This window comes from Bradyrhizobium sp. 87 (assembly GCF_023073015.1).
GTDB lineage: Bacteria > Pseudomonadota > Alphaproteobacteria > Rhizobiales > Xanthobacteraceae > Bradyrhizobium > Bradyrhizobium canariense_D.
The window spans coordinates 247012-264867 of the sequence record NZ_JADPIQ010000022.1 but is presented as its reverse complement, the minus strand read 5'-3'; the positions used below and the strand labels follow the sequence as shown (position 1 = coordinate 264867).

Genomic DNA, 17856 nt, shown 5'->3' with positions numbered 1-17856 from the left:
TTCCGACCTTGACTCGACTGGGGTCCGGCCTGGTGAAGGCGGAAACAGAATTTGGAAACTGGCAGTTAAGCGCGGAGGCTCGAAATGACGTTCGAAGAGGCACAGCAATTGTTTATCGATCGTCGGAACGAGGCATTGGTCAAGCATGGAAATTACCTGCTGCTCGACAAAGGCATGAGCGTTGATGATGCGGCATTTCGCCAATCGATGCTGCGCTATGCTGGTGATCTCGAAGAGTGGCGCATGTGGGCAACGCAGGAAGTCGCCATCCGCGCGTTCGCTGCGACGACGGCGCAATCGACGGAACGACACTAGATGCATCCCTCGCACGTCGTCAGGAACGGCAGCAAAAGCACCGAATGGATGGCGACGGTGGCGGCGGCGTCATCGGTTGTTGCGGCGGCTCTGACTCCAGTGGCTTGTCCGGATAGCCAAATGGGATCGGGCTTTTGCTTGCTGTTCGCGGACAGCGACGGCGAAAACACGCAGCCCTGGCACGGAAAGTTGGTTGTTATCGTCTACAAAGCCACGGCGTCGAAGACCCTCAACAACCACCGGATCATCGTATCTCGTTGAGCCGCCGCCGAACAACTTGATCAGCAGCCTTTGTTCAAACCTATCCAAGTCGTCCCAGTTCGCATCGGCCATAGTAGTCCGCCCTGTCCGTTGGGCTATCCACGCTGCGCGCGAGTCAATGCTTAGTAACGGGACGTGATTCGGGCGGCTTGGTGGCGGGGGCATCGTTTGTCCATTGGTCAAGGAGGCGCCGGGACGAGATGCGACAAATGCTGGATGATTAACGATCTGCGGAGCAATCATGGCCAGACTTGGCAAGAAGCTCAGTTGAGCGGCGCATGGCCCGTTTCGCTGTTCACGCGGCCCGGATGTATGCCTTAGAGCATGCCCTACCAAGTCAGGCGGGAACCCGCGCGGAGCGCGGGGCAGCGCTCACGGCCTTCACCGCCTAGAATGCAGCTCAAGTCTATTTAGTAGACGCGGCGGCACACGCGCACACGTCGCCCACGGCGCCAGTGGGTCGTGCATACCTCTCGCCAACGCCGCCGCCGCCTGCGGCGCCATTCCTGAGAGGAAAACTCGGTCAGCTCATGCGTTTCAGAATCGCGCTCGGCAGCACTGCTTTCGGCAGTTTGGGTTGAGGGCGCATCCGATAGCGGCTCGGCCACCAATGCGGACTCTAGGGCCTCAGCGGGTTTTGAACCGAGAATTGCCGGCAATGCAACGGCGCACGCGCCAACCACCCCAATTCCGACAAGCATCTCGCGCCGGGAGAGAGCTACCTTTCCGTCATTTCCGCCCAAGGTAGTCCTGAAAAACATGGCTGACCCTTTCTGATGTTAGACGCTGGCTCGCGCTCAACGGGCTACCCCGCGCGGCGTTCCAAGGGCCGCGCACGATATTAGGACAAGTTGTCGCCAGAAATCGGAAGTCATCGACGGAGAGCAAAACTGACGCGATTAACCCAAAACGGAAGCGACGACCTTTCCGCATTAGTAATTTGGTTGCCCGGGCCAAGCCGCAGCTTTTGAAATGGCGTTCAGCAAGACATCCTGCGCGAACGGCTTGCGCAAATAGGCGATGCATCCGGCGTCCATCGCCTCATTGCGCGTGGCCTCGTCGTCGCTCGCGGTCATGAAGATGACCGGCCACGTCGATCCCGATGCCGCAAGCCGGCGCTGCAGCGCGATCCCCGAAATTCCCCCGAGGTGAATGTCAAGCAGCAAGCAGGTTGCCGTCTGCACGCTGTCGCTCTCAAGCAGCTCCTCGGCCGAGGCGAAAGTACGGCTCTCGATGCCGTGGCGCGCCAACAGCCGCGCCACGCTCTTCAGAAGGCTCACATCGTCATCAACCACGATCACGACTGTCGGCTGCGCCATCATATCCGTGTCCCAGCCCCGAGGGAGAGCATATTGGGCTCCTGGGTTTCGGAAAACCCTTGATCTGGATCAACGGAATCTAGTCCGCCAGGAGAGTGGCTTACGCATGTGCACTTCCGGAGATGGCCCATCGCTACCGTTGGGGCGGTGCCGCTACATGTCGGCTCAGAGCGGTAGACCGGAAGTTTGCAGTTGAGCGCTAGACCGACGCTTTTGATCGGCAGCAGTCGCTTGCGGTGCTCATTCACTTGGGATTTCAGCTCTTCGCCCATGCGGACACCCGCGCCCTTGTTCGGTCGGCTGCAATCGCAGCGTCTAAACCTTCGTATGTAGTTCTTCAGTCGGATTTGACGTGCACTGAGAAATCCAAATCGGTAAGCATGCGCTTGGGACATGTGGGCGGGTGTGGATGATCACGGCAGCACGGCAAAGCTCTGAACAGTGCCGCAAACTCGCGGCTGAATATCGAACACGCGCCAACATTGAAGGTACGACAAAGCGGGTCGCCAACCTGCTTATAAACGTGTCCCGAACCTACGCTGGCCTTGCCGCCACCCTCGATTTGCTTGAACAGGTCCAGAACGAGGAGGCACAACGGCTCTCGCACCAGCGTAGGTCAGAGTCACCGGAACCATAGGTGTGCTATTTGTTCCGCATCAGCCGGTAAGCCGCGTGGCCGCTCCGTCTATTCCAGCACATCCGCCCTCGGCCTAGGATGCACCCGCGCATCGACCAAGACCTCAGTGATAGCATCTCGGAGGCTGTCGCGATCGAGGATGCGGAGCAGCCGGTCGACGGTGGTCTCGGCATCGCAGTCGCGCGTGAGATAGTCGGCCAGCGCGATCATGGCGTCGTCATAGCTCTGCTCAATCTTCTCGGCGGGGGTCAGGCACGCCATGCTAAGCAACTCCACGTAGTGGAAGCGCCAGTTGGACCGCAAAGGGCCGGCTAGCATTCGCTTCGATGAAGGCCCTCTGTGAGGGCCATCCTTGATGCGACCTCAGCTTGTCGCAAATAGTATTCCGCTGACGGCACGCCGCTATCTCCCAGGCCCGAATGCGGAATGACTCGCAAGAGCGGTATCCGTTCCGTATTTTGTGCAAAAAGGCACACAGCGGATTGGTTCCGCGCAGCAGAAGCCGAACTGGGCACGGCCACTTTTTGCAGCAAACCGTGAGGCAACGAATATCCGCTCGCCTCGTTGGAGGTGATCCAGATAGGAGATCACTATGCGCAAACTCGCCGCAGCCGCCTTGGCCTCGATCTTGTTGGCTCCGCCATTCGCCTATGCTGATCAGCCTGGGCCAGATTGGATGCCGATGGACCAGGTCATGGCGAAAGTTAAGCAATCTGGCTATTCGCAGGTCACGAAGCTGGAAGCCGATGATGGCCGATGGGAGGGTGAAGGCATCAAGGACGGCAAGAAGATGGATTTCCATGCCGATCCAAGGACTGGTCAGATCACCTCAGAAAAGCAGGACGATTGACACCGTGACAGGCCGCCAACTCACGGGGCCTTACTCTCTTCGTGCGGGCAGCACGCCAGCGGCTACGGTGGGCTCGCTTCCGGGCCTGACGTCGGCGCCGCGCTGCCCGCATGCCTTGCAGACAAAGCGGGGCTCAAGATCGCAGAGCCTGACTTCGTCTGGCCACTGGCCAGACCGTTCGCAGCGTAAGTCCGCTTGCGCGGGCCTTTGCGCATAGGCACCGCGAAATTAGGGCGGCGGAAATCAGTTCGGAACGGCGCCGAGCTACTGCTGGTCGTGGGTGTGGACAGAGGCCGCCAACCGAGGCGGCCTTAATTCATCTTGTGGCGGAGTTTCTGCTGTAGCCCGCGTTGGTCGTTCGCATATTCCTCAGCCACTAGGCGAGCTTCGGCCGTGCGTCCGATTTGCTCAGCGCTTCGCGCGAGGTCGTCGTAGTTCTTGGCAACACTGCGAAGCGCATCTCGCGTTTCGGGATACTCGCAGTTGTCTGCCTTGGCGCGAAACTCCTCCGCGCGAGCCCGCCAGTATTTCGCCGAGTGCATGCGCTCGATGCCCATGGCCAATCCCCTGATATGGTCCTTCCTTGGGTAACGGGTTGTAGCGGTCCCGGCCCACTGATGCGGTCTTACTACTCGATGCGGTTTCTATGCCAGGCGTCCCTGATCTCACAGATGACGATTATCAATGTCGTCAGCACCACGACAGGCGCAGCTACCGTTGCCATCATCGTAAGCATCTTTGCAGGTTCCCCAGCAACAATGCTCGGAAACACGCAGACCGTCCTTTTGTTCCAAAAATGAAACCCGGTCCGGGCGATCAACCGGGCGGCTAGGTTCGGAAACAGGCCAGCTGCCCCGTGCCATGAGAACGGAAGCCGAAAACGAATTGGCTGCAAGAGCATGCACCCGGACATCCGACATGCCAATCTGTGCGACCAAGCGTCTTCGAGAGTGTGAGCTGCCTCCTACTGCTGTTACGGCTTGATTGGGAACTCTCCGTGTTCAGATCATGCTCGCACTCCCCGGTCGTCGCGGTCATCCCTCGTTCAGAGAGGAACCTCTACGCTGCCTGCGAAGACTACAGTCAACGGGAGAAACTAGATGAAATTCAGATACGCACTTTTCGCATTGGCCGCCTTAGGTGGCGCAGTGCTTTCGCCCGGAGCCGCTTCAGCAATGCCGCTCGCCCCCTTGGGACAGCTCCAGTCCTCCAACGTCGAGAGCGTTGCAGTGGTGTGCGGTCCGCGCGGGTGCGTCCGCACGAGACCCGTGTATCGGCGAGGAGCCTATGTCGTCCGCCGCCCCTATGTACGTCGCGGCTATGGCTACCATCGGGGCTATCGTCGGTACTGATCTTGAAAGAGGGCTTCGGCCCCCTCTTTTTTCTTCATGAGAGAACCTCAGAATTGAGAAACCAAAAGCGCAACGCACCCAATCAGCGTTGCCGTGCTGAGGGCAACCACGACAAGCGCTCGTTCACTGCGGGCCTGCAGATGATCCTCTTTATCATCCATGCCTTCTAACTACATGCGGGCGCATTTGGTTTCAGGTGCGCAAGTGAGGCAAGAAAAAGCCCGGACGTTGGTCCGGGCTATTTTGTTACTCGTTATCGTGATGAATGACGGCCTTCTCTCGGGTGCCGTCCTCATTCTCTTTCTTGATGACAGTCGTTCTATCACTTTCCCGAGGCTCGTGCTCCTTGATGACAGTTGTGCGGTCGCGATCAATAGGCCGGTGCTCGTGAGACTCTCCGACTGTGACGCCTCCGCCCACTGGACCGGCCTGAACTCCAACACCAACTTCATCCGCAATTGCGGGTGTCGTGATCGCAGTCACTATCGCTGCAGCAAACAAGTACTTGCGCATGCTATTCTCCTTCAATTCTCGAATTGGAGAATGTCTGGGTGCGGCAATTCGTTCCTGGAACATAAATCCGTCCTCGATCTTCGGCGCAGTGTCCTCGCCTTTTGCGTAGACGAACAGGATCGATCCTTAAGCGCATCACCCGGCAACGGCCGTTGCAGCGCCTTAGCCTCAACCATAGCGCTCGCATCAGACATCGCGCTCCTTATCCGTCGTGAGGATCACCGGCACCGGCATCGGCTTCGGATGGATCGGTTCAACCATGGCGTCGGCGTAGTCGTCAGGAAACTATAGACAAGATGCGGGCCTGAGACCGGCTTGAACTTATGCCGTGGTCCGCGCGGTGCCGACAGGCTGTGCGATGTGTGTCTGTGTCCTGATTCCCACAGTTGCGACCAAAAGCGCATCCGTTTGTCACCTTTCGAACAGACGGGCCAAATCCACTCTGTTCCAACTCCACCATTGGAAGCAGTCATCGGTACGGGAGGCGAAATGGAACGTTCCCTGTTAATTGAGATGACGCGCGACAAATATGTCGAGCGGTGTAAGCAACGGGCATTCGACCATCTCGAACGAGGTGATCTGAAGAACGCAGTCGCCTCCTTTGTCGAGACTATGAACGCGCGTCCCGATTGCGAGTTGCCAAACTACTTGGCAAGGCTTGGCGGTTCGCTTCTGGCGGCGAATGATGCGCTCGCCTGGAGAACGCTCATTGAAATGTTGAGGTGATGGTCCGATGATCAAACAAGCGGGATCGGCAATGACGGAGCGCGACAAGGGGTCTCCTCCGTCCAGGTTCTTGGTTCGGCAGGGGGGAAAGGGCTGGATGGTTTACGATCGGCAACGTAGGGGGCCAGCGGTGGTTGGGGTCACCCTGGCGGTCAATTTGACCAAGGAACAAGCCGAGCGCATCGAGCGGACGCTAATGGATAAGCGCGAACGTGGCATCATCCCCGATTAGGACAGCGTCCAGCCTCATTCTATTACGGCCTATTACGCGTTGGGTGGATTGTGTGCAACATGATAGGGGGCTTCATGACATATTGTATAGTCGTCAGAGCATCTGGACGAGAGCTAGATCGCTTGCGGACACATGCTGCGCAGATTGCGCGCGATCAGAAATCAGATTGGTGGGTGGAGACAACTGAGAAAGGAAAAGCATTTTGCTTTGAGCACGCAAACGCGAGGGCCTCATTCAGTGCTGTCTGCGAAGGAGGCAGTATTCAGTTCACTGAAGTCTAATCGGCACTAATCGTCGTCGTCGTCATTCATTCTGGTTTGTCATCAGCGCGAGCGCTAGCAATTAGTTCCTTGGGCTCCGTCAAATCCAAGGTAACGGTCGGGGCTACTAGAGCCAGTCCCGCTTGATACGTCTTTACAAGCTGCTTCCTCTCTTTGTCGAACGAGATAGAGCCAATCAGAACCGCGTCGGCAACTTTGGGCTGGCGTTCAACCAAGGCAAGGTAGTTCTTGCGCGCAAAAGAGATGACCGCTCGCCGCAATGGATATTCGTCACGACGGAAATCGTTCTTCTTTCCTACCTTTAAGCCCATCACGTTTAAGCAAAAGCCAAGATAGGCGGCGTTCTTGAAGTTGGGGCGGGTTTCAACTCCCTTGATTTCCTCGTAAAGAAGTCGTCGCACTTTAAAAAGCACAATTTTCCGCGTCTTGCTGTTATCGAAATTGGAAAGCGCGCTCCAAACAGCGCTGTACTGGACTGTCCAGCCCTCGAATTCTTTGGTCTTGAGACTGCTCGCGTGACCAATGATCTCAAAGATCAGGTGAGCGATTTTATCGTGGTAGTCCTTGTATTGCCACTGGTGAGGTTCTTCACGTCTCCGCAGCTTTGGATTCTTAGTTCCGGATTTCTCTAGCGCTGTGATTGCATCATTGAGAAATCTCACGACGGCATGAAGCCGATCATGAATGTCGCTTTTTTCTTGCGGACCAAGCTGATCATTGAGCTTGTACAGGTCAGCGCAACCATGCTCGATAATTCCGAAGGCGCGATTGAGGGCGTAAGAGCGCCGGTGGTAGTTGCCTTTGGCTAGCGCCGCCTTGAACGTCGTTAAGACTGCTCGAGTGTAGGCTTCGAGTTGCTTGCCGTCGAACTTCCAATGAACATCGAGGTCCACATCAAGTGGAGAGGTGCCATTTGTTGCGAGAGCTTCGACAAAATCAAAATCGCCAAAGATCGCATTCGTGAATGGCCTTGCATATCCGAAATAGCCTGAATAATAACCTGCGTCCTCGTGATACAGCATAGAGTCTTTATTGACGATTGCCTCCGTCGTCAGTGCTGACGAAAATTGCGACATGGGAATATTGTATTGCTTCGTCTCCGCCACAGCGCGGAACAAAGCAATCGCGGTATTTGGCGCGCTGCTGGCGACGTGTCGGCAAAACCTCCTGTTTCCAAGGATCAGCAGCAGATCACAGGCGTAATCTTCGGCTTTTGGTTCTCCCACCTCAGCTCGATGCCGAAGATGTCGTGGATCGAACGCCGCTGATGCCATTTCGATGATCGAATGAGCGGCGCGCCCAAGCTCGTCAGCCACGATAGAAATGTCGCTGCCATCGCCCTGCATAACGTAGTGGTAAACCGCGCCGGTGAACCTGTAGGCATTCCTTCTTCCGAACTGCGGCGGACGGATGTAGGCATACCAGAGCCAAATCAAGGCGAGCGAGAGAAACAACAGGCCCAATACAAATTGCCAGTATGCCTGACTCGAAAGGAACCAGGGGAGCGGATAGCGTTGCGCGAACCACAAGTCAGAGAGCAACGCGAAGGCTCCGATTATCGCTGAACTCCAATAAGTGAGACTCCACAGTGGGATTGGGGCAGTCTCAACCCGGAATTGATAGCGTGTTCCGCTGACCGTAAAGATCAGGACCAGCAACGCGAAGGCTTGCACAAACTCGGCGAAGCCGAATATGCCGCCCTCGCTTTCGGGCGGGATCACGAAGCACACTCCGAGCAGTCTGCGAAAGCATTCTTCGGAAATCTGTGTGTCGGCGACCAGGGGCGGCGGACGATAGTGGAGGGGCAAAATTACAAAAAGCCACACCGCAAGCGCGAGCAAGCCAATAACGGCAATTCTCTCGTCTGAAATTCTTTTCATGATCATCAAATTGGCAAATGCATTCGGGCGGCGGCGAATCGGAAGCCCTCAACGTGGCACAATGCAGGGTAGCAATACGAGGGCCAGGGCGTTTGTCCCGGTTATTCACAGGCGGGGCAATTTTCCTATACTGTTCTGCTTCAACGCGCACTGATTCGACTGGCCATCCGCATGCCGCTTACGCCATTTCTCGTAGCGCGTTCTCAGCTACTGACAGCAATTGATCTGTTCTTTGAAGACCGTGATCCGGTTTCGATTCAAGCGCTAGCCGGTAATGCTCGTGAATTGCTTGAGAGCCTGTGCAGACTTCGCGGGATCGAACCAATGACCGAACTATTGCTGCGCGACCATCCGGGCCGGCCAAAAAGAGACATCTATGCAGCGCTAAATTTATACCGAAACTGTTTCAAGCATGTCGGTGACACCGAAGCGGCGCGCAAGGACGATCAATTGACGCTCGATCAGTTTGACGACACCAAGAACGAGTATCTTCTTTATGTTTGTGTGGAGGACTACCTAAGGCTTCGAGAAAAGTCGCCGGTTGCGATGCAAATTCTTCAAGCATGGTTCTGCGCACTTCATGTGGAGCTTTTGAGCCAACAAGAGCTGGGCGAGATATTCCTCAAGGCTTTCCCCGGAATTGGCGAGATGAGCCGCAGTCAGCAAAAGCGCGGCGGGCTCGGAGTTCTGCGGAAATTCGAGAACGACACTACGCTTTTGTCTCACCCGGACACCGAGCCCGTCATCCTGCCTGACGATGATTGCGGGTAACGCGCGTAGGTCTGAGTCAGCCTTGCCATTTCATACCCGAGGCCGAAGCATCGATTTCGCACGGCGGAGGGAACCATGCGCAAGGGACACCATGCGGACACCGCTCTTGGTTTCCCTCGTGTGATCAAATAGTTAGTTAAAGGGTCGTTCTCCCACAAGGGGAGAAGGAAGAAAGTCACCGCCGCTCCTTCTCCTTCGGAACTGGCGCTGGCCGTCGCGGCGCTGCGGGGCGTTGTGCGGCGGGGAGGCGCTGCTGGAATCCGCCCGGGCGTTGCAGGCCCGGCTGTTGAGCAGCGGGCGGCTGGCCCGGTTGCATGCCGGTGCGCGGCAGTTGCGGCTGCGGACCGGGCTGCTGTTGCGTTCCGCCCGGCTGCGGCGGCGCGACTCCGCCGGGCTGCGTCGGACTCTGTCCACCGCGTCGCGGCCGGGTTTGCGGGGTGCCGTCAGGCTGCGTGCCTTGACCGGCGCGCGGTGGGCCTGCCGGACGTCCCGCGCCTTGTTTCTGGCCTTGTTGCTGCTGACCCTGACCTACGCGCGGCGTACCGGGCTGCACGGCGCCACCTTGGCCCGGCGCTTGGCCCTGCCGCTGCGGCTGTTGCGGCTGTTGTCCTGGCGCCGTGTTCGGCCGCAATTGTTGCTGTTGCGGCGGCTGGAACGGCCGCGGAATGCGCGGGCTCGCGGTCGGATTGGCGCGGCGGAAGTCGCGCTGCTCGGTGACGATCTGCCGGCCCGTGGTTTGCGCCAGATGCACCTGGCTGACGAAGCCGCGGTCGCGCGCGATCTGCTGTGCGGGAATCGTGATCGGCACCGCGGCAAAGCGCATGACGCCGGCCGCGGCTGCGCCCGGCCGGATCGCAAAACCGCTCGCGCCTTGCGTCAGCGCGCCGAGCCGGGTCCCACTTGTGCGGTCGTCGACGTCGATGTGTCCGACCCGGCCATCGGCGTCGGGATAGAGCTTGATGTTGACGTTGTTGGTCTTGTTCGCGGCCGCGCCTTCCGGCACCTCGACCACGCCCGTGGTGCCGCGGATGCCGAGCGTGGCCGTCGGCGTCGTGATCTTCATGTCGCCGGTCTTTGCCACCGCCGCCGCGACGAAGGCGACCGTGCCCTTGCCGATGTCGAAGATGCCTGCGTTGTGCTTGCCGCCGTCCTCATAGACGTAAGTGTCGATGGTGATCTTCGTGCTGGCGGAGAGGTTGAACGTGGTCGCGTCGTCGAAGGTGATGCCGAGCGATGAGTTCGACGAAGTCTGCACGACGTCGTTGAGATAGATGTCGTCGCGCACGCGCAGCGGATAGGAATTTTTGTCGCGGATCACGGTCGCGATGCCCGTCACCGTCGCAACGTTGCCGATCGGCTCGACGGCAGCGGGCTGCGCCTCGGTCGCGGGAGCGGGTGAAGCCGATGGCGTCGGCGAAGGGGCGGGCGACGGCTGCGCTTCTGGCTGCGCCTGCGCAAGCTCGATCGCATCGAATCCGAACGCAACGCTCGCGCCGGCCGGCGGCGACGCCAGCAGCACAAGCGCGAACATGAAGCGGCGCCAGGCCACGGTAAGAGTCACGAAGAATCCCGGTGAGAGATCGACCGATATCAGCCGCGTACAGCTGAACGGCGGATGAATGTCTATCGCACGGAGGCGGTGAACGTTCAAACGGTACGCGATGCTAGCTTGCGGCCAAGCCTCTCCACCGTCATGGCCGGGCTTGCCCCGGCCATCCACGCCTTGAAGCGCGGGACTAAGAACGTGGATGCCCGGGCCTTCGCCTCGCCGAAGCGGCTTCGGCCGCGCAGGCGGGACAAGCCCGGGCATGACGAAGAATGTGCATGTGTTGGAGACGACGCCTGCGGCGTCAGCTCACGCGCTTCCAGGTCTGGCCGCCGCAGAACATGCCGCCGAAGGCGCAGCCCTGCACGCGCATTGCATTCGGGCCCTTCATCGCGATCGTCGAGTCGTAATTGCGGCCGGAGTCGGGATCGTGGATACGGCCGCTCCACTTCGCGCCGTCGGGCTTCATGTTGATCAGGATGCGCTCGTTGGTCTTTGCGGCGTAGCCGCAGAGATTGACGCCGCACTGTTCGACGCGGACATTGCCCTTGTTCTCTTCGGTGGCCCAGACGCCGATCGGTGTGTTGGCAACCGCGACAGGCGCGGCGGGCACCGGGGCCGGAGCAACCGCGACCGGCGCGGGCGCAGGAGTGGGAGCCGCAACGGGCGCGGTCTGCGTCGTGGCGTCGTAACCGACGGACGGAACAGCGGCAACCGTCGTGCTCGGTGCTGCGATAGCGGGCGCTGCCGGCGCAGTCGCCTGCACCGGGGGCTGCTGCACGGGATGCTGCTGCACCGGAGCCGGCGCGGGCTGCGCGGTCGTGGCAGGAGCCGGCGTGGTGTCGACGTCATCGTCTTTGGAGCCAAGGCCCTTGAGGTTGATGTTGTTCAGCTTGATCGGCTTGTCCGAGAGGCCCGGCGCGATGATGGTCACGCAATTGAGCGAGGCGCAGTTGCGTGGCGTCTCGATGCGGATGTTCTGGCCTTCGATCTGGAACGAGATCGCATTGCCGGCATGCGCGGCGGCGGTGGACGCGAGGAAGAGGGCGGTGGCGGCGATGGTGAGCTTGTTCATGACAACCTCCGAAGATGTGTGGTCCCGATGGGACTGAAGTCGCGGGTGGATGAAGCGTGGTTCGACCCTACGCCGGGCTGGCCGGACGTTCTGTGATAGACGTCACAACGGCTCGCCGCGGCTGGGTGACGCAGCGCACATTCGGTCGCGATTCCATTTGCGTAACGTCGTCGCCACACAGAGGGAGGCGCCGATGACGCGGCTTGTGACTTCGCTTGGCACATTGATCGCGCTGCTGGCGATTGCGCCCGCAGCCGAGGCCGGGTCTTACGCGTTCTCGATTGCCGGTCATCGATTTCAGGTCGAGGCGCCCAGGAATTGCCGATCGGCTTCCTGTGTCTCGGTTTCCTCCCATCGCAGCTTTCGGCCTGACGTCGACACGACGCCAGCCCCTGCGCCGGTGCTTCCGCCGCCGCAGCCGCTCTATCCCGTGGCTCCGGTCAGGCCAGCGCAAGCGATTGCGGTCGCGCCTGCGACGGCGCAGACGGCTCCTGTCCTTGCCTCAACGACCTCGCAGCCAATTGTCCTGCCGCAGGCGCCAAGCTCCAATCCGCCACGGGTGGAGCTACCGCAGACGGATCCGCCGAAGACCGTCGCGCTCGATCCGCCGCGCATGGAGGCACTCGTCGTCGCGCCAAGGCCGCAGCTCGAGCAGGCCGTGACGAGCCCTGAGCGCGGCGACGACGAACTCTCCTATTTGCCGCTCGGCGAATGGGAGAGCGCAGGCGCCAAGGGCACGGTCCGCATCGAACGCTGCGGTCCTGCACTGTGCGGCTTCGCGCTGACTGAAGCATCGACCAGGGGCGAGAGCGTGCTCGTCAACATGAAGCCGAAAACGCACGACGTCTGGACCGGCAACATCTACAGCCGCTCCAGCGGCAGTACCTATTATGCGAGGATGACGCTGAAGAGCTCCGGCAAGCTTCACGTCGAAGCCTGCGCACTGGGCCATTTCTGGTGTTCCGGCAACGACTGGACGCGAGCCGAAGAGCGGCCGGAGAAGCTGATCACGACGTCGCGGCAGTGGAGCGCGCGGTCGTAAGGGAAGCGTTCGATACCTCCGGCTGAAGCCGCTAGATCATGCCTAGCACGATGGCACCGACAAAGGCCATGGCGAGGTACGCGGTGATAACGCTCAGTCTCCCGGCGAACGTCATGAGGTCGCTCCCGCTGTCGCGCCGCCTTGCGCGAGAGGATCACGGTTAACAGAGAGTCTCTTTTCGAAAAAGTCAGCCTTGCTGTCGCTCGTCACCGGCAGCGCTCCTGCTGGCGCCGGCCGACATGGTTAAAGAACACTGAAATCAACACGTTGAAGAGTCTTTAAGTAAATTCACCGAACGTGCGTGCATGACGCGCGGAGTTCGTTTGTATCTCGTCGGCTCCATCGTCCTTGTTTCGTTAGCGGGTTGCGGACGCGGCGTCTTCCAGGCCGAACGTGAACCGTGGCGGGCCGAGGCCGAAGCCGCATGCCTGAAATCAGGCGCGGTGAAAGAAGGGCCGGATCTCGTCCGTATCGAGCCGATTTCCGGGCCGGGCATGTGCGGCGCGGAGTTTCCGCTCAAAGTCGCCGCCCTCGGCGAAGGCTCGAGCAGCTACGGCTTTGCCGACGAGGAATTGCGACCGCCCGGTAGCGTCGGCAACCAGCCGCGCTGGCCGGTGACGCAGCCCCGATCGAATTACCCGCAGAGCCAGAACTATCCGGCATCGTCCTATCCACAACGCTCAAACTATCCCGAGACCGCGGTGCGCCAGCCCTCCGGCTATGGCGCTTCCCCTGGTCCAATGCCTCTGAATGCGCCCGGTGTGGCGCAGCAGGAAGACGAGATCGATCTGCCGCCTGAGGGCACCGATGCCGCGGGCGCGTCGCGCTACATGAATGCACCGAGCTATCCGGCGCGGCCGGCGCCGTACTCGCAGGCGCCTGCGCAGCAACCGCTGCCGCGTCTTGGTCCGGCACAGGGCAATCCCGTCACCGCCGTCGGCCCTGTTGCGATCAAGCCGGTTGCGACGCTGGCCTGTCCGATCGTATCCGAGCTCGACCGCTGGCTTGCCGATACCGTGCAGCCCTCGGCGATGCGCTGGTTCGGCACCCGCGTCGCGGAGATCAAGCAGATCTCCGCCTATTCCTGCCGCGGCATGAACGGCAATTCGCATGCCCATATTTCAGAGCACGCCTTCGGCAACGCGCTCGACATCGCCGCCTTCGTGCTCGCCGACGGCCGCCGCGTCACCGTGAAGGATGGCTGGCGCGGCATGCCGGAAGAGCAGGGCTTCCTGCGCGACGTGCAGTCGGGCGCGTGCGTGCATTTCACCACGGTGCTGGCGCCGGGCTCGAACGTCTATCATTACGATCACATCCACGTCGATCTGATGCGCCGCGCCAACCGCCGGCTGATCTGCCAGCCCGCCGCCGTCTCCGGCGAAGAGGTCGCCGGGCGGGCGCAGCAGCGCAACCCTTACGCCAGCAGGCGCGATCCCACCATCACCGGCTCGCTGGGTACGCGCAAGAGCACGCTGCGCAAGCACGAAGAGGACGAGTACGCCGACGATTGAGGCGCGCGTGCGACCCGTAGCCTGGATGGAGCTAAGCGCATTCCGGGGACGGCGTTCCCGCATCCCGCTGCGCTCCATGCGGGCTACGACCCCAGGCCGGCCCGCCTCGCGCTGAGCCCTGCCTGTTCAGTCGACGCCGCGTCTTTGGCAGAGCGCATCTCGGGCGCAAAAATTTGCGCACGCGCAAACCTCGCCTAAGCCATTGAAATCATCGATACAATCCTGCCGCGACGGGCTTTTCCCGCAGTTGGCACGGTCGCTGCAATGAGGAGGCCGCCACGAAGCGGCGCTGCCGGCGCCGTGAGCCAGCGGATCCCGTCATGCAGATGCCTGTCAGCCCTCCTTATTCGGATCTCGAACAGCGCGTGCTGTCGCGCATCACGGAGGAGCGCTGGCTTGAACTGGCATCCGAGCTGATCCGCACCGGCCAGCCCCGTTCCGGCAATCCGCTGGATCCCGATTTGCCGCCCGCCGAGGAAGAGGCGATCTCGATGCTGGTCGCGGGCAAGCTCGAAGCGCTCGGCATGGAGGTCACCAAGCACAGCGCGCAGCCGCACCGGCCGAACGTGCTGGGCGTGCTCAAGGGACGGGACGGCGCCCCCTCGCTCATTCTCAACGACCATCTCGACACCTATCCGGCCGTCGAGCCCGAGAAATGGCACATGACGGATTTCGATCCGTTCAAGGCGACGCGCCACGGCGATCTGCTCTATGCGCGCGGCACGTCCGACACGCGCGGAAACCTCGCGGCATCGTTGCTGGCAGTGCAGGCCCTGACCGAAGCGGGCGTGAAGTTCGATGGCACCCTGATGTGCTGCTACACCGTCGATGAGGAGCGGAACGGCACCGAAGGCTCCATCTACATGCTCAACAAGGTTGGCCTGACCGCCGACTACGAGATCACCGCCGAGCCGACCGCCTGGGGCGACGTCAACAAGGATTGGGGCATGAACCTATCGGTGGCCAATTCCGGCCACTGCCTGATCGAGCTCACCGTTCACGGCATCAAGTCGCACATCTGGCGACCGGACATCAGCGTCAACGCCATCATGGAAGCGGCAAAGCTGTTGCCGAGGTTGAAGGACATGGCGTTCACCCATGTCCACAGCAAGTTCATGGGGCATACGCCGCCCTGCTGCGCCGTGGTGCGGATTCGGTCCGGCCTGCCCGGCGAGATGCAGTTCTCCCCGGATGCCTGCACCATCACGCTCGCCGTGGTCGGCATCGTGCCGGGCATGACGCTATCGAGCGTGATTGCGGACATCGAGCGTCTCGGACGGGACACTTTTGCGGGCGTGAACGACGTCAAGGTCGAGGTGCGCCAGGTGCCGGGCTCGCTGTTCGTCAACGCGACCGAACCGGTGCCGGTCGAGGAGGAGCCCTGCCGCTCCTTGCGCGCGGTTTACCGGCGTCTGATGGGCCGCGAGCCCGGGGTCAACCGCAAGAATGCCTTCAACGACACGATCCGCTTCCGCGAAGCCGGAATCAATGCGGTGACGTTCGGTCCCGGAGAAGACGGTTGGGCCGTCGACAACGAGAACATCTCGATCACCAAGTCGGTGATGGCGACGCGGATCTACGCGCTGACCATCATGCAGATCCTGGGAGTGCGGACATGAGCGTCGAGGCGACCCACATGACGATTCCAATCTCGCCGGATCGCACCCGACGCGGCAGCTTCCGGCTGCGGCTTCCGAAGGTCTCGCGATCGGTGCTGCTCTCGACGCTGACCGTGGCCGTGCTGCTGGCCGGCTGGGCCATCGTCACGGAGATGGGCTGGGCCAACGAGCTGTTCCTGCCGAAGCCGCAGGCGGTCTGGGCCGCGTTCGTCAAGACGATGACGAAGGGATATCAGGGCGCGACCCTGCTTCAGCATCTCGGCGCAAGCCTCTATCGCATCCTCACGGCCTTCACGCTGGCCTGCCTGATCGGCATCCCGCTCGGCGTCCTCATGGGCGTGTCGCGCAACGCGCGCGCGCTGCTCAATCCGCTGATCGAGTTCTACCGGCCACTGCCGCCGCTCGGACTTTATACGCTGCTGGTGATGTGGCTCGGCATCGGTGAGAGCTCGAAGCTGTCGCTGCTGTTTCTTGCCGGCTTGCCGGGCATCGTCATCTCGACGATCCAGGCCGTCACCAGCGTGGACCCGGTCTATGTGCGCGCCGCCCAGTCGCTCGGCGCGACCCGGCGCCATTTGCTGTTTCACGTCTATTTGCCGGCGGCGGGACCGCTGATTCTGGCCGGCATGCGCATCTCGCTTGGATTCACCTACACCGTTCTCGTCGCCGCCGAAATCGTCGCGGCCTCCGCCGGCATCGGCTGGATGATCTGGGACGCGGCAAAATTCCTGCTCTCCGACGTCGTGATCATGGGGCTGATCGTCCTCGGTCTCACCGGCGTCGTGCTCGACCTCTTTATGCGCGGCATCGCGAAACTGTTGATGCCGTGGGCCTGAATCCAATTCTGATCGTAGGGGAGACCTCCATGATGAAGAGACTGATTGCGACGCTCGCGGTTACCACGTTGGCGCTCACGGCCGCAGTCCGCGCCGAGGACAAGCCGGCGAAGGTGACCGTCGGCTATCTGAACCTGGTCAATGCGCAGCTGGTCACCAAGCATCTTGGCCTGCTCGCCAAGGAGATGCCGGGCGTCGACATCAAATACGTCAAGATCGGTGGCGGCGGTGACATGCTGCGCGCGATCGCCGGCAGCGACGTCGATTTCGGCGGTCTTGGCAACCCGCCGACCGCGATCGGCGCGACCCGCGCCCTGCCGATCAAGGGCATCCTGGTGATCAACATGCTTGACTACGTCGAGTCGATGGTGGTTCGCGCCGACAAGAACATCACCTCGCTCAAGGACCTCAAGGGCAAGACGGTGGCGGCGCCGTTCGGCTCCACGACGCACTACCTCCTGCTCCAGGCGCTCAAGGAGGAGGGTGTCGATCCCGCCTCGATGAAGATTCTGGACCTCGCGCCGGCGGACATCGCGGCGGCCTGGCTTCGCGGCGACATCGACGCGGCCTGGTTCTGGGAGCCGAATCTCGGCAAGGCCGTGAAGAACGGCGGCAAGATCCTCGTCACCTCGGGCGAGATGGCCAAGCGCGGCTACCCGACCTGGGACATCGGCGTCGTCATGAACGCGTTCGCGGAGAAGTATCCGTCCTACGTCGACAAATTCATCAAGGCCGAATGCGAAGGCATCGATTTCTGGCTGAAGAACCCGGAGAAGACTGCCGAAATGATCGCGGAAGAGCTTTCGCTGCCTCTCGAGGACGCGCAGCGAATGATGAAGGGCACCGGGATGATCCCCTGCAGCACGCAGCTCACGGAGGAGTATCTCGGCACATCCGCGAAAAAGGGCAAGTTCGTCGACACGCTGATCTCGACCGCCGATTTCCTGGTGAAGCAGGAGCGCCTGCCGAAGCTGCTGCCGCGCGCCGACTTCGAAGCCTTCATCCAGCCCGCCTATCTGGAGAAGGTGATCGGCCGCTAGGGTCGGTGCCGGCGGGCTTGCCTCGCCGGCACATTGTCAATTCCTGCAAG

General features: G+C 60.9%; 18 protein-coding genes. 11 read left to right on the top strand and 7 right to left on the bottom strand.

Annotation, left to right across the window (positions count from 1 at the left end):
• Window positions 1-84 precede the first annotated feature (84 nt).
• Both IVB50_RS05745 and IVB50_RS05740 read left to right on the top strand, forming a co-directional pair.
• The gene (locus IVB50_RS05745) at window positions 85-315 is read left to right on the top strand and encodes a hypothetical protein (protein WP_247294915.1); all 231 of its coding nucleotides are present in this window, start codon (window positions 85-87) and stop codon (window positions 313-315) included.
• The gene (locus tag IVB50_RS05740) at window positions 316-576 is read left to right on the top strand and encodes a hypothetical protein (RefSeq protein WP_247294912.1); all 261 of its coding nucleotides are present in this window, start codon (window positions 316-318) and stop codon (window positions 574-576) included. It begins immediately after the preceding gene.
• A gap of 932 nt (window positions 577-1508) precedes the next feature.
• On the opposite strand, the gene IVB50_RS05735 is transcribed toward IVB50_RS05740, so the two are convergent.
• Window positions 1509-1898: a response regulator gene (locus IVB50_RS05735; protein WP_247294910.1), complete on the bottom strand. Its 390-nt coding sequence runs from the start codon at window positions 1896-1898 to the stop codon at window positions 1509-1511.
• Between the two features lie 682 nt (window positions 1899-2580).
• Window positions 2581-2793, bottom strand: coding sequence for a hypothetical protein (locus tag IVB50_RS05730; protein WP_247294908.1), 213 nt, complete (start codon window positions 2791-2793; stop codon window positions 2581-2583).
• Window positions 2794-3124: 331 nt separating this feature from the next.
• Between IVB50_RS05730 and IVB50_RS05725 the strand changes: the two genes are divergently transcribed.
• Window positions 3125-3382 carry a PepSY domain-containing protein gene (locus tag IVB50_RS05725; protein WP_247294906.1) on the top strand — a complete coding sequence of 86 codons (258 nt, stop codon included), beginning with the start codon at window positions 3125-3127 and terminating at the stop codon, window positions 3380-3382.
• Between the two features lie 311 nt (window positions 3383-3693).
• Here the strand turns inward: IVB50_RS05725 and IVB50_RS05720 are convergent, their stop codons facing one another.
• Together IVB50_RS05720 and IVB50_RS05715 are read right to left on the bottom strand one after the other, a co-directional pair.
• Complete coding sequence (locus IVB50_RS05720) at window positions 3694-3939, bottom strand: hypothetical protein (protein ID WP_247294904.1); 246 nt, start codon at window positions 3937-3939, stop codon at window positions 3694-3696.
• 1041 nt (window positions 3940-4980) lie between these two features.
• The gene (locus IVB50_RS05715) at window positions 4981-5247 is read right to left on the bottom strand and encodes a hypothetical protein (RefSeq protein ID WP_247294901.1); all 267 of its coding nucleotides are present in this window, start codon (window positions 5245-5247) and stop codon (window positions 4981-4983) included.
• Window positions 5248-5736: 489 nt separating this feature from the next.
• Here IVB50_RS05715 and IVB50_RS05710 point away from each other — a divergent pair, with 489 nt between their 5' ends.
• Window positions 5737-5973 (top strand): hypothetical protein, encoded by a 237-nt coding sequence (locus IVB50_RS05710; protein WP_247294900.1) that lies wholly within the window; start codon window positions 5737-5739, stop codon window positions 5971-5973.
• 7 nt (window positions 5974-5980) lie between these two features.
• A complete protein-coding gene (locus IVB50_RS05705) occupies window positions 5981-6205 on the top strand; it encodes a hypothetical protein (RefSeq protein ID WP_247294897.1) in 225 nt (74 codons plus the stop codon).
• Window positions 6206-6512: 307 nt separating this feature from the next.
• Here the strand turns inward: IVB50_RS05705 and IVB50_RS05700 are convergent, their stop codons facing one another.
• Window positions 6513-8372 (bottom strand): hypothetical protein, encoded by a 1860-nt coding sequence (locus IVB50_RS05700; RefSeq protein WP_247294894.1) that lies wholly within the window; start codon window positions 8370-8372, stop codon window positions 6513-6515.
• 165 nt (window positions 8373-8537) lie between these two features.
• On the opposite strand from IVB50_RS05700, the gene IVB50_RS05695 reads away from it, so the two are divergent.
• Window positions 8538-9137 (top strand): hypothetical protein, encoded by a 600-nt coding sequence (locus tag IVB50_RS05695; RefSeq protein ID WP_247294892.1) that lies wholly within the window; start codon window positions 8538-8540, stop codon window positions 9135-9137.
• Window positions 9138-9312: 175 nt separating this feature from the next.
• Here the strand turns inward: IVB50_RS05695 and IVB50_RS05690 are convergent, their stop codons facing one another.
• Entirely contained in the window at window positions 9313-10698 is a 1386-nt protein-coding gene (locus IVB50_RS05690; RefSeq protein ID WP_094183504.1) for a FecR domain-containing protein, read from the bottom strand.
• Window positions 10699-10987: 289 nt separating this feature from the next.
• On the bottom strand, window positions 10988-11758 hold the full coding sequence (locus IVB50_RS05685; protein ID WP_247294890.1) for a DUF2147 domain-containing protein: 771 nt from the start codon (window positions 11756-11758) through the stop codon (window positions 10988-10990).
• A gap of 193 nt (window positions 11759-11951) precedes the next feature.
• Between IVB50_RS05685 and IVB50_RS05680 the strand changes: the two genes are divergently transcribed.
• The 5 genes from IVB50_RS05680 (at window position 11952) to IVB50_RS05660 (ending at window position 17806) form a co-directional block, all read left to right on the top strand.
• Window positions 11952-12800, top strand: a complete 849-nt coding sequence (locus tag IVB50_RS05680; RefSeq protein WP_247294888.1) for a DUF2147 domain-containing protein — start codon at window positions 11952-11954, stop codon at window positions 12798-12800.
• A gap of 305 nt (window positions 12801-13105) precedes the next feature.
• Complete coding sequence (locus IVB50_RS05675) at window positions 13106-14311, top strand: extensin family protein (protein WP_247294886.1); 1206 nt, start codon at window positions 13106-13108, stop codon at window positions 14309-14311.
• 320 nt (window positions 14312-14631) lie between these two features.
• Window positions 14632-15930, top strand: a complete 1299-nt coding sequence (locus IVB50_RS05670; protein ID WP_085361423.1) for a M20 family metallopeptidase — start codon at window positions 14632-14634, stop codon at window positions 15928-15930.
• On the top strand, window positions 15927-16766 hold the full coding sequence (locus tag IVB50_RS05665; protein WP_085361422.1) for an ABC transporter permease subunit: 840 nt from the start codon (window positions 15927-15929) through the stop codon (window positions 16764-16766). The genes IVB50_RS05670 and IVB50_RS05665 overlap by 4 nt, the downstream gene beginning before the upstream one ends.
• Window positions 16767-16795: 29 nt before the next feature.
• Entirely contained in the window at window positions 16796-17806 is a 1011-nt protein-coding gene (locus tag IVB50_RS05660) for an ABC transporter substrate-binding protein (protein WP_085361535.1), read from the top strand.
• Window positions 17807-17856 lie beyond the last annotated feature (50 nt).